Raw genomic sequence first — 17404 nt, 5'->3', positions numbered from 1 at the left:
AAGGTTTTCATCTTATTTTTTTACTACAGGAATTTGAATTTCTGTTACTTGCTCCTCAGGATCTTCTGTTACAGACCAATCAATCAATCCAATCTCAATCGAATCTCCATGTACTTCGTAACCTTCTTTATCAATGTATGTAAGTAACTCCTTGTACGTTGCATCTGTTTCTTCATACGGTCCATGATGATAAGAACAAGCATATAAACCTTCTTTAATTTCATCTGAAGTATGCACTTCATACGGCATATAATCCAAAAGAATAAATACGCTGCTATATGCTTGAAACTCCTTTTGCATTAATGCTTTTTTGGAAATTGTCACACCTATATCTCCTGAAAATAGACTATCATCCATTTGCCTCATATTTTTTTGCAACGAATGAATGTAGTACTCAAACATATCATCCGTCGTATTCGGGGCAACCGCAATAGCTGTTATTTTTCGCTGCGGAATCTCTTTAATTACCATTTGTTCAGCTTTTGCTTTTGTTGCTTTCTTAATTAAATGAATTCTATGCTCCATTTTCGCCAAAGCATACTCAATTTCTCTTTGTTTCTTCAGCATCATCTCTTGTTGTTTTTCCAGTAAATTGAGTGCGTATGCTGGATTTCTTTCATCAATATATTTCTTAATTTCCTTTAACGGAATATTTAACTGGCGTAAAAATTTAATCGTATCTAACAGTGAAAATTGATCGATTGTATAATAACGATAATTCGTTTGAGGATCCACAATGGACGGATGAAAAATTCCTTTTTCATCATAATACCTTAATGTAGATTCTGCGATATTATGCATTTTCGCCATTTCTCCAATTGTAAAACGTTTATTTAATAACATCTTTTATTTCCTTCCATTTCTATTTATTTCATTATATGTTCATTTTCTCTTCAAAACAAAAAAGAATTCCCATACGAGAATTCTTTTTTACTATTAAACCTCTATTATTATAGGAAGAATCATCGGCTTTCGTTTTGTATTTGTATATATATACTTCCCTAATGCTTCTCTTACCTCCCTTTTCAAAATACCCCAGCTATTCACATTCTCTTTCTTTAAATTATTAATCGTAATAACAGCTAATTTATTTAATTCTCTTAGAAATTCTTCTGAATCACGGACATAGACAAATCCACGAGAAATAATATCTGGACCTGAAATTATTTCTCCATCCACTTTATTAAAAGTAATAACTATAACGAGCATTCCATCTTCTGAAAGTTGTTTACGATCACGTAATAATGCATTTCCAACATCTCCAATTCCTAATCCATCTACATATATATTTCCTGCCTGTATTCTTCTAGATTGAATTGCCACTTCATTACTTATATCTACAACATCTCCATTACGTACAATAAAGATATTTTCCTTTTCAATACCAATTGATTCTGCTAACAAACTATGGTGATGTAGCATTCTAAACTCTCCATGAATTGGAATAAAATATTTTGGCTTCATTAATGTAAGCATTAACTTCAACTCTTCTTGATATGCATGACCGGATACATGCACTCCAGTAGAACTACCTGATCCGTAAATCACCTTTGCTCCTAATGCAAATAAATTATCGATAATTCGAGAAACGTTACGTTCATTTCCTGGGATAGGTGTCGCGGCTATAATAACCGTATCTTCTGGTAAAATATCCACTTGTCTATAGTTTCCACTAGCTAAACGCGCTAAAGCTGCCATTGGTTCTCCTTGACTTCCTGTACAAAGTATTGCAACCTGCTTTGGATCTAAACGATTTACCTCATTTGCTTCAATCAACATACCTTCTGGAATATGTAAATAACCTTTCTCTAGAGCAACCTCTACTACATTTACCATACTCCTCCCTAGCAAAGCTAGTTTTCGATTTGTTTTTATACATGCTTCAACTATTTGCTGAACACGATTCACATTAGAAGCAAACGTAGAAATAATTACTTTTCTATTTGCTTTCATAAATATTTCCTCTATCCGTTCTCCTACTGACCTTTCTGATGGAGTAAAACCTGGGCGTTCTGCATTTGTGCTTTCAGATAATAAAGCTAGTACACCTTCACTTCCTATTTTAGCCATTTTATGAATATCAGGATGTTGATTATTTACTGGTGTTAAATCAAATTTAAAATCACCTGTATGTACTACAGTACCTTCTGGTGTATGAAAAACAATACCGAGACAATCCGGAATACTGTGGTTCGTTTTAAAAAAAGTTGCCTTAATAGAACCACAATCAATTTCTGATTCTGAATGAATAACGATTAATTCCGTATCATTTTGAAGATTGTGTTCCTTTAATTTAATTTCAATTAAACCTAACGTTAACTTTGTTGCATAGATTGGTACATTTAGTTGTTTTAAAAAATATGGTATTCCGCCAATATGGTCCTCATGCCCGTGCGTTACTATTAAACCGCGAATTTTTTCTTTATTTTCTTGCAAATATGTGACATCTGGAATTATTAAATCAATCCCTAATAAACTTTCATCTGGAAATTTAGATCCACAATCAATGACGACAATATCATTTTCATATTGGATAGCATACATATTTTTTCCTATTTCATTTACTCCACCTAAAGCAACAATAGACAAGTTATTTTTTAATGCCTTCAAATTATAAATCCTCCCTTTCACAGTTATAGTTCGTGAAATAGTATGTAGAATTTATTATTTGTAATGGAAAAGGACTTCATACTATTTTATACATATAAAATTCACACACTACTCTTACACCTATATCCCAATAAGACAGCTTCTTCCTCAAAAAGCTCCCATTTTTTCATTGATTTTTTATAAAATCTATTATATATTAATTACAGGTTCAAATTACGAGTTCAAAAGAACTTGTAATCAGACCCTTTTGTTTAATGGGTTTTACATATTTTCATTAGGCAAATTCCGAGAAATCGTATGATAAAATTAAAAATGACGAGGAGAGGATCAGATGGAATTCGAATTTTTCTTTCAAATTGCACTTATTTTATTAAGTACAAAGCTTGCTGGTGATCTTAGTGTTAGATTAGGTCAACCTTCTGTACTAGGTAAATTAATTGTCGGTATCGTTATCGGTCCAGCTGTATTAGGTTGGATTGAAAATTCAGAGCTTCTAACTCAATTAAGTAATGTCGGGGTTATTCTCTTAATGTTTATGGCTGGACTTGAAACAGACTTAGAAGAATTAAACGCAAATCGTAATTCTTCTTTAGCAGTTGCACTCGGAGGTATCATTCTTCCATTCGTAGGTGGTTACGTTTCCGGCCTTATTATGGGAATGGAACAAGGAAACGCTGTATTCTTAGGATTACTTTTATGTGCGACAAGTGTTAGTATTTCCGTTCAAACACTTCGCGATTTAGGAAAGATGAAAACACGTGAAAGTACAACTATGCTAGGCGCAGCTGTATTTGATGACATTCTTGTCGTTATTTTATTAGCATTTGCAATGAGCTTCTTAGGTACTGATGATGTTAACTTAACAATGGTTATCTTGAAGAAAGTAGTATTCTTCGCTTCTATTATTTTAATCGGATGGAAAGGTGTTCCTGCGATTATGCGCTGGTTATCACCACTGCGCGTATCTGAGTCTATCGTGAGCGCGGCCCTTATCATCTGTTTCTCATTCGCATATTTCGGCGAATTATTAGGAATTGCTGGTATTATCGGTGCTTTCGCTGCTGGTATTGCAATTTCTCAAACAAACTACAAACATGAAGTAGAAAAGAAAGTAGAACCAATTGCTTACGCTATGTTCGTTCCAGTATTCTTCGTTAGTATCGGTATGAATATTACATTTGACGGTATCGGCAATCAAATTTGGTTCATCTTAGCATTAACTGTTATCGCTGTATTAACGAAATTAATCGGCTGTGGATTCGGTGCACGAATGACTGGATTTGACGCTAAGTCTTCTGCAATTATCGGTGCTGGAATGGTTTCTCGTGGTGAAGTTGCACTTATCATTGCAGGAACAGGACTTTCTTCAGGTCTATTGGCACAAGATTACTTTACAGCAATCGTTATTGTCGTTATTTTAACTACAATGATTACACCACCAATGTTAAAATACACTTTTGGTGCAAAAGATAAAGCAATGAAAGCAAGTAAATAAGTTTACTATAATAAAAGGAGATTGCTATTTTATAAGATAGCAATCTCCTTTTTGTTTTATCTTTAAACAATCTCGTTCTTTTTTAACCATTTTTCAAAAATAGTTCGTGCTTCTTCATCATTGATATCATTACTAAATGAATACACCTTAATACCATAATCATCTATATATTCACCCAGTTTCATTTCCTCCACTTTCTTATAAAAATCGTCTGCCTCATAGTGCGGAAGATAAGCATCCCAAACTGGTTCATTTATTCTTTTGTACGCCGTCACTTCTAAATCATATCCGTCTTCATAATATCCGATGTGATAATGTTTGTTCGGATCATATTTATCCATTAAAAGTCCCCTCCTATTAAACAAAAGCGAGCCTTATATTAAAGCTCGCTCCTCTCTCTATTTATTAAATACGTTCCATCGCCGTCTTCAACGTTCCAACAACAAAGGCAATTTCTTCACTTGAAATAATAAGCGGCGGTGCTAATGTTAAGACGTTATTATACCCTGCTGTTGTCATACCATTGCGTCCTATAATTAAGCCCTTTTCTTTACAAGCATTTACAACACTTGCAATTTTGTCGTTATCAATTGGCTCTTTCGTCTCTTTATCATTTACTAATTCAATTCCAACTAACAGGCCTTTTCCTCTAATATTCCCAACAAGCGGATGTTCCCCAATTTCATCTTTTAGTTGCTCTAATAAAAGGGAACCCATTTGCGCAGATCGCTCGATTAAATTTTCATTTTCCATAATCTCTAAGTTTTTAAGTGCTAATGCACAAGCTGCTGGATTTCCACCAAATGTATTAATATGGCGGAAGAATTCATATTCTCCTTTACCTTTAAAAGCCTCATATATTTCTTTTTTCACAGCTGTTGCAGATAATGGTAAATATGCGCTCGTAATGCCCTTTGCCATTGTAATAATATCTGGCTTCACATCATAATTCATAAACCCAAATGCTTTTCCTGTACGACCGAAACCGCAAATTACTTCATCACTAATAAGCAAGGCACCGTGTTTTTGACACGTCTCATGAACAGCTTTCATATAGTCTTGTGGTGGCATTAATATGCCCCCGCCTGTAATAATTGGTTCCATAATAAAAGCGGCAATTGTTTCACTTAATTCCCACGTCATAACACGATCGACTTCTTTCACACATTCTACATCATAAATATGCTGCCCTTCAATCCCAGGCATACGGTAACAATCCGGTGGTGTTACGTGTAAAAAACCTGAAGCAAACGGTTCATATTGATATCTACGCTGCGCTTGTCCCGTCGCTGCCATTGTCGCCATTGTATTCCCATGATACCCACGATAACGTGACATAAATTTATAACGATGTGGTTCACCTTTTTGAGCATAGTATTGTCTTGCTATTTTAAAAGCTGTTTCGTTCGCTTCTGAACCACTATTTGAGAAGAAAATAACATACTCTCCCCCAAGCCACTCATTTAACTTTTCAGCAAGCTTTATAGCTGGCTCATGGGATTGTGACATTGGAAAGTATGATAATGTTTGTAATTGCTTATAAGCCGCTTCTGCGAGCTCTTTTCTTCCATATCCACTATTCACACACCAAAGGCCACTCATACCATCTAAATATCTTTTTCCTTGTATATCTTCAACCCAGCACCCTTCAGCTTTTGCCCCTACCATTGTACTATTTGGACTAAAGGGACGCATTCCGTGCCAAACATATTGCTCATCTTTTGCTAATAATTCATCAGTTTGCTTCGTTTTCATCATTACTTCCACCTTCCATAACAACTTATTTTTCACAAAAGCTGCGCTGGTGCCATGATGACTTAAATTTCTCCCTGCTATTTTCATTCCACAAAATTAAGACAAATCCTACTTACAAATCAGTAATATTTACAAGAAAATGACAAAAGAAAAAAGAGCTTTTCTTATCTATCGAAAAGCTCCTCTTTTATTTAATGTGAAGACACATCACTAATACCGTGACCAGTATTAGATTTTACGAGAATTTCATCAAATTTCGCTGCATCTTCTTTCTTACTAGATAAAACAGTTCCTAAATATGCTGCAAGAAATCCGAGCGGAATTGAAATAATTCCTGGTGTCGTATATGGAAATATCGCTTCCCCAACAAAAATAGCTTTTCCAGCTACAGGGTTCCAAACATTCGGACTCAACGCTACGAGAACAATAGCTGATACGAGACCCACAATCATACCAGAAATAGCGCCCGTTGTATTAAAACGCTTCCAATATATTGTAAATAAAATCACTGGTAGATTTGCACTCGCTGCAACTGCAAATGCTAATGATACTAAAAATGCTACGTTTAATGTTTGGGCAAATAATGCAAGTATGATAGATAGTATCGCTACTCCAATAGATGCATAACGAGCCATAGATACTTGCTCTTTTTCCGTTGATTTCCCTCTGCGAATGATTTCATTATAAAAATCATGAGCGAATGCTGATGCTGCTGTTAATACAAGACCTGCCACTACAGCCAAAATCGTTGCAAAAGCAATTGCTGATACGAAAGCAAATAAGAAGTCTCCACCTAACGCTTTGGCTAATAAAGGTGCCGCCATATTACCAGCTGGGTTCGCTTTAATAATCGCTTCATTTCCTACAAACGCTGCCGCACCAAATCCTAAGAAAATCGTCATAATATAAAATGCACCAATTAACCACGTCGCATATACGACAGATTGACGTGCAGTTTTTGCATCACGTACTGTAAAAAAGCGGACAAGTATATGTGGTAATCCAGCTGTACCAAGTACTAGTCCTAAATTTAAAGACAGTGTATCAAGACCATCCTTATACTTTACACCTGGATTTAAAAATGAATCTTTTAAAGGGGTAGCTGTTTTCATTTGAGCGAACATTTCAGTCACGCTGAAGTTGAATTTTGCGAAAACGATAACAGAAATAATAAACGTACCAGCCATAAGTAATACAGCCTTTACAATTTGTACCCAGCTCGTTGCTGTCATACCACCAAAAATAACATACACCGTCATAAGTGTTCCAACGATTAATACAGATGTCGTATATTCAATCCCTAATAATAACTTAATAAGTGCACCCGCGCCAACTAATTGTGCAATCATATAAAAGATAGAAATCGTCATCGTATTAAGAGCTGCAACTCCGCGAACTTTTTTCGCATCAAAGCGTGCTGCAATCATATCCGCCAAAGTGTACTTCCCTAAATTTCTAAGCGGTTCTGCAACAAGATATAGTACAACTAAATAAGCAACTAAAAAACCGATACTATAAAAGAATCCATCAAACCCAGTTAATGCGATTGCTCCAGCTATACCGAGAAATGAAGCAGCAGACATGTAATCTCCAGCAATGGCCAGACCATTTTGCCAACCAGTTAATCCCCCTCCAGCCGTATAAAATTCACTCGCATTTTTCGTTTTTTTCGATGCAAAATAGGTTATGACGAGCGTACCAAGAACAATAATTAAAAATAGTGCAAATGCAGTAGTATTCAAGTTCAGCCCCTCCCTTTTTTCATATCTTGCAGAATTTTTCGGGAGATTTCATCAAATGATTCTGCTTTTTTGCTGTAAATCATACATAGTGCCCATGTCATGATAAATTGGGAAAAAGCAAATACCCACGCCCATGTAACGTCTCCAAATGCAGGTGTATTAAGCACCTTTGAATACGATGTTAGAATAGGTAATGCGATAAAAAAACTAAAAAAGAAAATACTCATTGGAATGATAAACTTCTTTTTCGTATTTAATAACAATTGAAATTCTTCCGACTGAACGACCTCTGTATAATTCACCTCATTTTGCAACTTACGTGCTGACGTATCGTCTCGTTTCATTAACCGATCCCCTCTCTTACTTGAAATACACTTCCCCCTTGCATACCTAAAGACTAAATTTTATAAATATTCAGAAACTTATATTCATTTTAGACAATCCATGCATTCATGCAAAGATTTTTTGATAGACATTTTTCGGCAATTTCCCCTAAATTTTTAATATACTTTTTCAAAATAAAGTGACACTTTACTTATTTATCCTCATTAAGACAAAAGCAGTGCTTAACGCACTACTTTTGTCTTTTTTTCCTTTTCTAAATTACGAGCCGTTTCGCTTAGCTCAACATCTTTTCCGTCTTTAAGTGTTCCAAATATAAAATCGAATACTGGATTTGAAACACCAAACCAAAACTTTTCATTTTTATAATGGTGTAATATATGTTGTTTTTTTAGCCATCTTCCAAACTTAGTGACGGGACGAATCGGTCTATGAGCAATATAATGTTTCCATTCGTAAACGAGCAGCATAATAATCATTCCGATTCCAAATGAAAGTGTAATAGTAACACTTTTTGTAATACCATATGCTATAAGTAAATATATAGTAAAACTAGGTATACTAAACCATACAGGTAAAAACAAAAGTTTTAAATCATCTGGATATACGTGGTGATCATAATGCAATCTTCTTAACATTTTTAATAGAAATGTGTTTTTAGGTGGCTTTATATGGAATAAAAAACGATGTGTCATATATTCATTAAGTGTATAGAAAACAATCCCAAACATACATGCTAACATGCCAAACCACGTAAAAAATTGCATTTTTAAAATAATAATGAAAACAAATAGAATGCTATACATAATAACGATATCATGTTGTAAAAAGAACTCTTTCCCCACTTTCTTCATCTTGTTTCCCCCTTTTCCCAAAAAACAGCCGCAACATATCGTTACGACTATTTCTTTTCTATTCTTATTCTATTCACTTTACAAATTTGCCTGCTGTTCTATTGTCGAGAAAAAATTGTTTGGTCCAAATATATTTTGCTTCGGAATAATATGTTCCACTGCAAACACTGTTACTTCTCCTCTTTGCACTTCTCCAATAATGAGCCCAAATATTTCATGATTTACTGCAAACGTCGGTTGCTTTGTTTGTAACAATCTTGCAGCATTATGAAATACCGCTTCATATAGTGGATTTCTATCAGTAATTTCTTTTCGGATTTTTGGCGCTAACGTAATTATAATTTCTTTTCCGTCAATAGTGGTTCGATACATAAAAATCTCCCCTTCAATCTTATGTGAACAACTGTAAAGCTTTGTATGCAAAATGTATAGAGTAACCTACTAAAATAATACCTGCTCCGGCTGTTATGTAGCCAAGCGCTTTTGGTTTTAATAAAGTTCTTCCAAAATGTACAGAAAAAGCAATATTTAAATTCCATAAAATAATACCAACAATAATGCAAAGACTGTACAAAAAAGCTTCTTGTTTCGTTACCTTCGTAAGTAATGAGCTAAGTGTACTTCCGTATATACCAAACCAAAAAACAAGATTTAATGGATTGGATATCGCAATTAAAAATCCTGCCATAAACGATTGCTTAAGGCCACCTACCTCTTCTTTTTTATATTCCATATTCGAGTCGAAAATTCCTTGTTTTACACTTTGAAATCCTAAATAAAATAACAAGAAAAAACCCGTACAATACATGAAGGCTTGTACATATGTATACATAAACACAGAAGATAAACCGAAATAAATGAGAAGCATAAATAAAACATCTGCAGTCATTCCACCAATTCCAACAACCCAAGCGTGCCAAAACCCACGTTCAATTCCTCGTTTTAACATTTCAATATTAATCGGCCCTACTGGCGCAGCTAATGATATACCTAATACGATTTGCTGTATAATTGCTCCAAACATCGCTCTATCCTTTCTACTCTCTTTACTACTAGTTAATGATGTAATTTGAAAAAATAGACTAGCTTTCATAATAAAATACCCTTTTTTATCCAAAATATACAAAAGAGCCATCTAGGTGATGGCTCTTACTTTTCTATCCTATGAAGAAAAGGACATTTCCCTTTTATTGGCTCTACATCGTCTCCTATGAAATATTGTTTCCATTCACGATGTTCCGGGTCACCATAATGACTAATGTTAGGATGTTTCGGCAATTGATCCCACTTTTCAACTCGCTCACGGACCATTTGTCTTGAATATGCTCCTTTAGGACGATCTCCCTCTAATCCATCAAAAATAGTGCGTGGCTGAAACCCAATAACGAGAGAATTCCCTAAATGTCTAGTTTTTCGTTGTTTATAAGCTGGCGCATTTCCAAATGCGAATATTGGCTCACCACCAAATGAAAATTCCCATAAATAATGGTCTGGATCTTCAGGAATTTGCTTTGGCCATGCTTGATTATCGTTTTCATGTAAATACTGTAACACTTTCCAAAAGGAATCACGGTAATATTCGAGTGGCTGTTCTTCACATTCCGGTTCTACAAAAAGGAAAAAGCCCCTTCTTACAATCGGCCTCTCTTTCATTAACTCTAAAAAAGATAACATTGTATGTGGCAAATGACTCCAATCATTATGAGAAAGAAATGAATAACGAAGTTCATTCTTTTTCAAAGCTGTTAAACCGAAATAACATGGAAAAGTTGGTTCTAACACAACATTTGAAAAAATCTCAAATTCTTTTGCAACCCAATCCGGTATGTCGGTTCTCGTTCTCATTCCTTCATTATCTAATAAGTAAGACTTATTCATTCTTTCACCTCATTATGTATAGCATTCAATTAAGAATATTACATACTCGGCCTGTCCTATACCTATTTAAAAATTTGACTGAAAAATTATTTAAAAATACAAAAAAATAAAATCGCTTACTTGACTAAATTCTCCCAATTCGTGTATATTTAAATTAATCATTTAGCAGAATATTCAAGAATATAGCATTTTTAGTTTATATTATTTTTTTAAAATGAATTTCACTAAATGAAAATAGTAAACGCTTTTAGGAGGAATTGTAACATGCAAGGAAAAGTAAAATGGTTTAACAACGAAAAAGGTTTTGGATTTATCGAAATGGAAGGCGCTGACGATGTATTCGTACATTTCTCTGCTATTCAAGGCGACGGCTACAAAGCTTTAGAAGAAGGTCAAGAAGTATCTTTCGACATTACTGAAGGTAACCGCGGACCTCAAGCTGCTAACGTAGTAAAACTTTAATCCAACATATAACAGGAGGTTACCTTACTTGGTAACCTCCTTTGTTATTCCTTTGTATATTTCCGTTTTACAGAGCAAAAACTATGTGAAATGCGCACTATACAAAGGAGGAATTATTAATGGGATCAGAAGTAAATGATTTTGAAGAAGTGAAATTCCGTGTAGAAACAGCACAAAAAATGGTAGGATCAGCAACAATTTCAATGGATCCAGATACATTAGAACATGCTACTACTGCTGTAGAAGCAGCTCGCTCTCAGCTTGAAATTATGAAATCTGTTGCAACTGATTTAGATGAGCCATTTTTAATGAATGAGGAAAAAAAATTAAATAAATGTGAGCATCAACTAAACGAAGCAAGACACTAAAAAACATCCAGAGAATTTTCTCTGGATGTTTTTTCATGACAACTGTTCCCCATACTTTTTCAATGTTTCTCCCACTGTACATTGCCTTATACAAAATGAATGAGCGTAATACTTACTATTTGTCTTTCGATTATGTTCTCGCAAAAAACATCCTTCACAATACGTTTCTAATAAGTCATTTACCTCTGTAATGAGTTGCTTTTTATCCACCTTTGCACCTCTCTATTCGGTTATTTCTTTATGACTATCAATACTTGTTCCTTCTAATGCTTGCGTAGCTAATTGATGTGCTTCTTTATTTTGTTTTCTAGATATCGGCTCACATATAAGTTTTAATTTCATTTGCTTCGCCTTTTGCTCAATTTGGTCTAAATAATGATTTAAATGTTCATCATAACAAGGCCATTCTCCGGCTAATTGCTGCAGTACCACTTGTGAGTCTCCGCGAAGTGTAACTGCTTCATACTTAATCCCTAGTTCCTCGAGTATATTCATACCGTATAATAATGATGCATATTCCGCTTCATTATTATCATATATACCTTCTATATATGCATTGCGGCGAATGCGGTAGTTTGTATTTCCTTTTTTATAATACACACATATACCAACGCCAGCTTCTTTCGTTTGCACATCATACCCCCCATCAAAATAAACGAGTATTTCTTGGGGCTCTTCCTCTACTTGCTTACTTAACTTTTTCATCTCTTTTAATGACCATTCTGCGTCCATTTCATCGTAAAATAAAAGTTCCTTAGCTCTTCCTGTTTTCTCAAAATCCTCTGCAAATTGAAGTACTTCTTCTATGTTCATATACTCTGTTGTTAATTCCGTCTGCAATCCACGCTTCGTTTTATACAACCAATGAATTTTATATTTCATACTACATTCCCCTTATGTAAGACTTCTTATATGTAGCCAGCTAATGAAAGCCTCACTTTATTTTATTATATTTTATCTAGAGTCACAGCATAATATTCAATGTGATTACATACAAAAAGAGCTATCCCATAGGAATAGCTCTTTCATCTATTACATAAATCTTTCAAATTGTACTCGCTTATTAATCCAGTACATTACAGGCATACCGATCGCCATTACTACGAATTCACCTGCTGCACATGTTAACCAAGTCCACATAAATGGTAGATCAAATGCAAGATGAAGTTCAATTGCAATCATAAACATTGTAATTGTAAAGATAACTGTATTAAAAATCATACGAGCCCAAACACCTTTAATAAATCGCATAGAAATAATCGTTGCAACTAATGCAAGAATAGATTGCCCTACTCCAAATACTAAATCGTAAGCGATCATAGGTGAGAAAAAGAGATTCGTTAAAAATACACCTAATACAATTCCGTAAATTGCTTTCTTGTTAAATACAACGAGATGATTAAACATCTCTGAAATACGAAATTGTACATTCGTAAAGCCAAATGGCTGAATAAGCATAGAAACAGCAATATATAATGCCGCTAAAATACCATTACCGACTAAAGTTCTAATATTCATGACAAAATCTCCTTAGTTTTTTTACGTGGGATGGTTTCGAACCACGTTATTCGTTTTTTAGGCAACAAGATTATATTTTACGTGGTAGCCCCTCTTTCGTCAATAGATTCCTATCATAAACTACCTTTTTCCTTTTAGACAACGTATAATAAAACATATGAAAGATTTAGGAGGTTTCACTTCATGACAGCAACAATTCAAAATGAAAAAGTGATCGTTTCCATTTCTGACAAAGGTGCAGAATTACAGAGCGTTCGCTTAAAAGAAGACAACATAGAATATTTATGGCAAGGTGATTCTACTTATTGGGGACGCCGTGCACCAATTTTGTTCCCAATTGTCGGCCGATTAGTAGATAATACATACTACGTAGACGGTAAACCATATTCATTAACACAACACGGTTTCGCTCGTGATCTTACTTTCTCTGTGAAAGAACAAAGCGAAACAAAAATCACTTATATCGTTACTAGTAATGAAGAAACATTAAAAAAATACCCATACGAATTCGAATTACTCGTTTCTTATGAGCTAAATGGACAAAGCGTTCATATAACATATGAAGTAAACAATCCTACTTCAAAAGAGATGTTCTTCTCAATCGGAGCACATCCTGGATTCAACTTCCCTTTATTGGACGGTGAATCATTTACAGATTATCACTTATCGTTTAATGGTTCGGAACGCTTAGAAACAAGCGTATTAGAAGGACCTTATCTTTCAAACAAAAAGCAATTAATCGCTGAAAATACGACTGAATTGCCACTTACATATGATTTATTCAAAAATGATGCACTTATTTTTGAACATATGAATACGAATGAAATTTCGATTCGTTCTCATAAACATAATAAATTTGTAAAAGTAGAATTTGATGGATTCCCATTTGTTGGCGTATGGACACCAGGGGATAACGCACCTTTCTTATGTATTGAACCTTGGTATGGCATCGCTGATGAAGTAAATCCAGCAAAAGATTTCAAGAACAAAAAGGGAATTCAATCTTTACAAGCGAATGAAACATTTACATGTCGTTACAGCATCACAATCGGATAACTACTCTATCCCCTACTTCAAAAAAATATTTAAGTAGGGGATCATCTTATAATTTGGAGGTTTCTCATTTTGATTGAAGTATATATTGATGGTGCATCAAAAGGAAATCCTGGTCCTTCTGGTGCAGGAGTGTTTATTAAAGGCGTTCAGCCACCTGTACAATTATCAGTACCACTTGGAACAATGTCCAATCATGAAGCAGAATACCGCGCTTTACTTTTAGCATTAAAATATTGCATTGAGCATAATTATAGCACTGTCTCTTTTCGTACAGATTCGCAGCTTGTTGAGCGGGCTGTTGAAAAGGAATACGCAAAAAATACAATATTTGCACCTCTTTTAGATGAAGCACTGCAGTACATAAAAAACTTCGATCTCTTTTTTATTAAGTGGATTCCAAGTAGTCAAAATAAAGTAGCTGATGAATTAGCTAGAAAAGCTATCTTACAAAATTAACGGGGGTATGAGTGTGAAAAAAGAGTGGATTGCTCCTCTTGCTTTATTATTTGTCTCTTTTATTTGGGGAGCTACGTTTGTTGTCGTTCAAAACGCTATGTCTTTCGTTGGTCCATTTACGTTTAATGGTATTCGCTTTTTATTCGCTGGAATTATTTTATTATTCGTTCAAATTATTTTCTCACAGAAAACTTCAAAACAAGAATTAAAACATAGTAGTTTAGCTGGATTAATGGTTGGGTTCTTCTTATTTGTTGGCTATTTATTACAAACATTTGGCTTACTTTATACAACTTCTTCAAAAGCAGGTTTCTTAACTGGGCTAAGCATTGTTATGGTCCCAATCTTATCATTTATCTTTTTAAAACAAAAAGCCACCATTTTCATCGTACTTGGTATTGCTGTAGCTACAACAGGTTTGTACTTATTAACAGCTGCTGATTCTTTCCAATTAAATATAGGAGATATACTTGTTCTTGGTTGTGCAGTCGCTTTCGCTGCCCATATTCTTATTAACGGCTTCTTTTCTAAAAAAATATCACCTTTATTATTAAGCACATCTCAAGTATTAGCTGTTGGTATATTTTCTTCTATTTGCGCTTTTTTGTTTGAAGATTGGGAAAAGTTATTTTCAATATCACTATGGACGAATCAATCCTTTTTATTCGCACTCTTTCTAACTGCCCTGTTTGCAACATCTATTGCTTTTTTCATTCAAACATCGGCACAAAAACACACTTCTCCAACGAGGGTAGCAATTATTTTCGCAATGGAGCCCGTTTTTGCTGCATTAACAGGCGTTCTCGTTGCAAATGAACAACTTTCTATTTCTGCTATTATCGGATGTCTATGTATTTTTCTAGGCATGATTTTTGTTGAATTACCTTCCAAAACAAAAAAAGAAGCGCAGGCTGCGTGAAGTTACGCTTGTAACTTCCGCATAAAAGCCTTAGCGCTTTTTTTATCTGTAATTTCTTCCTCTTTCAATCGTTCTAATAACGCAACGAAATAACTACCATCAAACTGCAATTGATGTTTAATTGTCGCTTCTATTGCTGCGTTCACAATCCCATCAGACGCACCAGTATATCCTTGTCCAAACATAATAAACCCTTGTGCTTCCTCTGATAATTTAAATCCTTTCGTATGTAAGAATGAAAGATAATCTTCTACTGTTTGCATGTTATTCCCACCTACTCAAAAATTCTCCATCTCCTATCATACATGTTTTTACACGCTATGAGAATGAAATTTCTTTGACAACTTTGTAAATCAATCTTCTACTTCGCTTACAATGGAGGATTTTCTAACAATCTGAAGGAATATGTACAGTGGAACTTATTTCATATTAAAGGGGAGACACGATGAAACAAGCACTATTAATTATCGACGCTCAGCAAGAATTAATTGATGGAAATGAGCAAGAAAATGAAGTTTTTCGTAAAACCGAGCTATTATCTACACTAAATATAGCCCTGCAGAAAGCAATAGATTCAAATGCTCTTATTGTTTTCGTAAGAGATATCGATGTTGCTTCTGGTAGTGGCGAAGGATTTGAAGTACATAATCAAATTCAAGTACCCCAGTCTGCAATCTTTATTAATAAAGCAGCAACCAATTCATTCTACGGCACTTCTTTACTTGAACTTTTAAAAGAAGAAAACATTAATCATATTGTTATAGGCGGATGTAAAACAGAACATTGCATTGACACTGCAGTTAGAGCAGCAACTGTACAAGGATTTGACGTTACATTAATTAAAAACGGTCATTCAACAACTGATTCTAACGTATTGTCTGCAGAACAAATTATTAGTCATCACAATAAAACTTTACACGGTCATTATAACGTTGATCATTTTTCTATGGTGAGAGATATCGAGGAAGACCTCTTTCAGCCGACTCATGATCAATATCGTGATTAGCGAAAAAGAATCCTTCATTCAGAAGGATTCTTTTTCACCCAAAAATTTGTGCTGCAATGCTATATAACTCATTATTCCTTTTTAATAATTGACCGCTATTTTTCATCATAATTGGTGGTGTATTCACCTTTTTAAAACCAGCAATCTCTAATACTTTCATGAAATCTTTCTTTCCTTCTAGTACATCAATTCTTAATTTACCATTATGCCCTTTTGCTAAATCATGTACAATTCTCATTGCCATCTCATCATTTTTAGCAACAACCGGCCCTATTATCTTATTTTCTGGTGTTTGTATGCTTAAACCGTAACCTAATACATTTTGTTCCTTGTCCTTTACAACGATACACTGTTCACTTTGCATAATTCTTTTCTTTAAAAACTCTTTTCTATTTGTTCCAAACGCATATTCATCTATTTTTATTATTTTTTCTAAATCACCCTCTTCATAATTCATCACATAATCTTCATTTCTTATACAATAATCTTTCGCATTGTATGAGTTACATATGTATTTAGAAACATAACTTACTGCCCTAAATCCTAACTTTTCATATAAAGGTTTCCCTTCATCCGTAGCAATAAGCATAATTGGAGTATGAGCTGATACGCTTTTAACGCACGCTTCCGTTATTATCTTTCCAATCCCTCTCCCCTTATAATCTGGATGTACAATCACCATTCCGATAGACGCTAATTTCTCCCCATATAATATTATTGCCGCGCTAGCAATTAGTTCCTCTCTCTCATTCCAAACACCGTATACAATCCCTGCGTTAAAAATAGTCTCAATTTCTTCTCTGTTATAATCCCACCCAATATAAGAAGATAATGATACAATATTCCCTGTTTTTGCTTCCCTAAGACGCTCCACCCTAATTTCCAATTCACTCATACTCCATCCCCTTATCTAGACATTTAAATCATTATTACGAAATCAACT

General features: G+C 34.5%; 22 protein-coding genes and 1 riboswitch. Of the genes, 7 read left to right on the top strand and 15 right to left on the bottom strand.

Going from position 1 to position 17404, the window contains the following annotated elements:
- Window positions 1-12: 12 nt before the first annotated feature.
- Together NST90_RS08125 and NST90_RS08120 are read right to left on the bottom strand one after the other, a co-directional pair.
- Window positions 13-843 (bottom strand): MerR family transcriptional regulator, encoded by an 831-nt coding sequence (locus NST90_RS08125; RefSeq protein WP_098954984.1) that lies wholly within the window; start codon window positions 841-843, stop codon window positions 13-15.
- A gap of 93 nt (window positions 844-936) precedes the next feature.
- Complete coding sequence (locus tag NST90_RS08120; RefSeq protein ID WP_000645618.1) at window positions 937-2610, bottom strand: ribonuclease J; 1674 nt, start codon at window positions 2608-2610, stop codon at window positions 937-939.
- A gap of 331 nt (window positions 2611-2941) precedes the next feature.
- On the opposite strand from NST90_RS08120, the gene NST90_RS08115 reads away from it, so the two are divergent.
- The gene (locus tag NST90_RS08115) at window positions 2942-4105 is read left to right on the top strand and encodes a cation:proton antiporter (protein ID WP_000393889.1); all 1164 of its coding nucleotides are present in this window, start codon (window positions 2942-2944) and stop codon (window positions 4103-4105) included.
- Window positions 4106-4167: 62 nt separating this feature from the next.
- Here NST90_RS08115 and NST90_RS08110 read toward each other — a convergent pair whose 3' ends face one another.
- The 8 genes from NST90_RS08110 to NST90_RS08075 form a co-directional block, all read right to left on the bottom strand.
- Window positions 4168-4446, bottom strand: coding sequence for a DUF3986 family protein (locus NST90_RS08110; RefSeq protein WP_000362149.1), 279 nt, complete (start codon window positions 4444-4446; stop codon window positions 4168-4170).
- Window positions 4447-4510: 64 nt separating this feature from the next.
- Window positions 4511-5860 carry an aspartate aminotransferase family protein gene (locus NST90_RS08105; RefSeq protein ID WP_000850964.1) on the bottom strand — a complete coding sequence of 450 codons (1350 nt, stop codon included), beginning with the start codon at window positions 5858-5860 and terminating at the stop codon, window positions 4511-4513.
- A 191-nt stretch (window positions 5861-6051) separates the two neighbouring features.
- The gene (locus tag NST90_RS08100; RefSeq protein WP_001098243.1) at window positions 6052-7602 is read right to left on the bottom strand and encodes a sodium/solute symporter; all 1551 of its coding nucleotides are present in this window, start codon (window positions 7600-7602) and stop codon (window positions 6052-6054) included.
- 2 nt (window positions 7603-7604) lie between these two features.
- Entirely contained in the window at window positions 7605-7946 is a 342-nt protein-coding gene (locus NST90_RS08095; protein ID WP_025709227.1) for a DUF485 domain-containing protein, read from the bottom strand.
- Between the two features lie 222 nt (window positions 7947-8168).
- Window positions 8169-8798, bottom strand: a complete 630-nt coding sequence (locus NST90_RS08090; RefSeq protein WP_000755401.1) for a sterol desaturase family protein — start codon at window positions 8796-8798, stop codon at window positions 8169-8171.
- 78 nt (window positions 8799-8876) lie between these two features.
- Window positions 8877-9170 carry a hypothetical protein gene (locus NST90_RS08085; RefSeq protein ID WP_000286361.1) on the bottom strand — a complete coding sequence of 98 codons (294 nt, stop codon included), beginning with the start codon at window positions 9168-9170 and terminating at the stop codon, window positions 8877-8879.
- A 19-nt stretch (window positions 9171-9189) separates the two neighbouring features.
- Entirely contained in the window at window positions 9190-9933 is a 744-nt protein-coding gene (locus tag NST90_RS08080) for a LysE family transporter (RefSeq protein WP_001196841.1), read from the bottom strand.
- A gap of 14 nt (window positions 9934-9947) precedes the next feature.
- A complete protein-coding gene (locus tag NST90_RS08075) occupies window positions 9948-10676 on the bottom strand; it encodes a YqcI/YcgG family protein (RefSeq protein ID WP_001043767.1) in 729 nt (242 codons plus the stop codon).
- A 264-nt stretch (window positions 10677-10940) separates the two neighbouring features.
- Between NST90_RS08075 and cspB the strand changes: the two genes are divergently transcribed.
- Together cspB and NST90_RS08065 are read left to right on the top strand one after the other, a co-directional pair.
- The gene (cspB, locus tag NST90_RS08070; protein WP_001161731.1) at window positions 10941-11138 is read left to right on the top strand and encodes a cold shock-like protein CspB; all 198 of its coding nucleotides are present in this window, start codon (window positions 10941-10943) and stop codon (window positions 11136-11138) included.
- A gap of 119 nt (window positions 11139-11257) precedes the next feature.
- On the top strand, window positions 11258-11506 hold the full coding sequence (locus tag NST90_RS08065) for a DUF2564 family protein (RefSeq protein WP_000534392.1): 249 nt from the start codon (window positions 11258-11260) through the stop codon (window positions 11504-11506).
- Between the two features lie 33 nt (window positions 11507-11539).
- Here NST90_RS08065 and NST90_RS08060 read toward each other — a convergent pair whose 3' ends face one another.
- The 3 genes from NST90_RS08060 to NST90_RS08050 all read right to left on the bottom strand — a co-directional run bounded on the left by NST90_RS08060 (window position 11540) and on the right by NST90_RS08050 (window position 13024).
- Complete coding sequence (locus tag NST90_RS08060; protein WP_000358801.1) at window positions 11540-11716, bottom strand: zinc-finger domain-containing protein; 177 nt, start codon at window positions 11714-11716, stop codon at window positions 11540-11542.
- Window positions 11717-11728: 12 nt separating this feature from the next.
- On the bottom strand, window positions 11729-12388 hold the full coding sequence (locus NST90_RS08055) for a ribonuclease H family protein (RefSeq protein WP_000875547.1): 660 nt from the start codon (window positions 12386-12388) through the stop codon (window positions 11729-11731).
- A 150-nt stretch (window positions 12389-12538) separates the two neighbouring features.
- The gene (locus NST90_RS08050) at window positions 12539-13024 is read right to left on the bottom strand and encodes a QueT transporter family protein (protein ID WP_001026471.1); all 486 of its coding nucleotides are present in this window, start codon (window positions 13022-13024) and stop codon (window positions 12539-12541) included.
- 6 nt (window positions 13025-13030) lie between these two features.
- Window positions 13031-13075, bottom strand: a riboswitch (PreQ1 riboswitch).
- A 132-nt stretch (window positions 13076-13207) separates the two neighbouring features.
- Between NST90_RS08050 and NST90_RS08045 the strand changes: the two genes are divergently transcribed.
- From NST90_RS08045 to NST90_RS08035, 3 genes are all read left to right on the top strand, one after another.
- Window positions 13208-14080 (top strand): aldose 1-epimerase family protein, encoded by an 873-nt coding sequence (locus NST90_RS08045; protein ID WP_025709232.1) that lies wholly within the window; start codon window positions 13208-13210, stop codon window positions 14078-14080.
- 69 nt (window positions 14081-14149) lie between these two features.
- Window positions 14150-14536, top strand: a complete 387-nt coding sequence (locus NST90_RS08040; protein ID WP_025709233.1) for a reverse transcriptase-like protein — start codon at window positions 14150-14152, stop codon at window positions 14534-14536.
- A gap of 13 nt (window positions 14537-14549) precedes the next feature.
- Entirely contained in the window at window positions 14550-15455 is a 906-nt protein-coding gene (locus NST90_RS08035; RefSeq protein WP_000712609.1) for a DMT family transporter, read from the top strand.
- Between the two features lie 2 nt (window positions 15456-15457).
- Here NST90_RS08035 and NST90_RS08030 read toward each other — a convergent pair whose 3' ends face one another.
- A complete protein-coding gene (locus NST90_RS08030; RefSeq protein WP_001195212.1) occupies window positions 15458-15718 on the bottom strand; it encodes a DUF6123 family protein in 261 nt (86 codons plus the stop codon).
- 182 nt (window positions 15719-15900) lie between these two features.
- Between NST90_RS08030 and NST90_RS08025 the strand changes: the two genes are divergently transcribed.
- Entirely contained in the window at window positions 15901-16461 is a 561-nt protein-coding gene (locus NST90_RS08025) for a cysteine hydrolase family protein (RefSeq protein ID WP_006928708.1), read from the top strand.
- Window positions 16462-16495: 34 nt separating this feature from the next.
- Here NST90_RS08025 and NST90_RS08020 read toward each other — a convergent pair whose 3' ends face one another.
- Entirely contained in the window at window positions 16496-17356 is an 861-nt protein-coding gene (locus NST90_RS08020; RefSeq protein ID WP_025709234.1) for a GNAT family N-acetyltransferase, read from the bottom strand.
- Window positions 17357-17404: the final 48 nt, after the last annotated feature.

This window comes from Bacillus sp. FSL E2-8900 (genome assembly GCF_037966225.1).
GTDB lineage: Bacteria > Bacillota > Bacilli > Bacillales > Bacillaceae_G > Bacillus_A > Bacillus_A cereus.
Note: the sequence above shows the minus strand (reverse complement) of the source record. Positions and strands in the feature narration are given on the sequence as shown.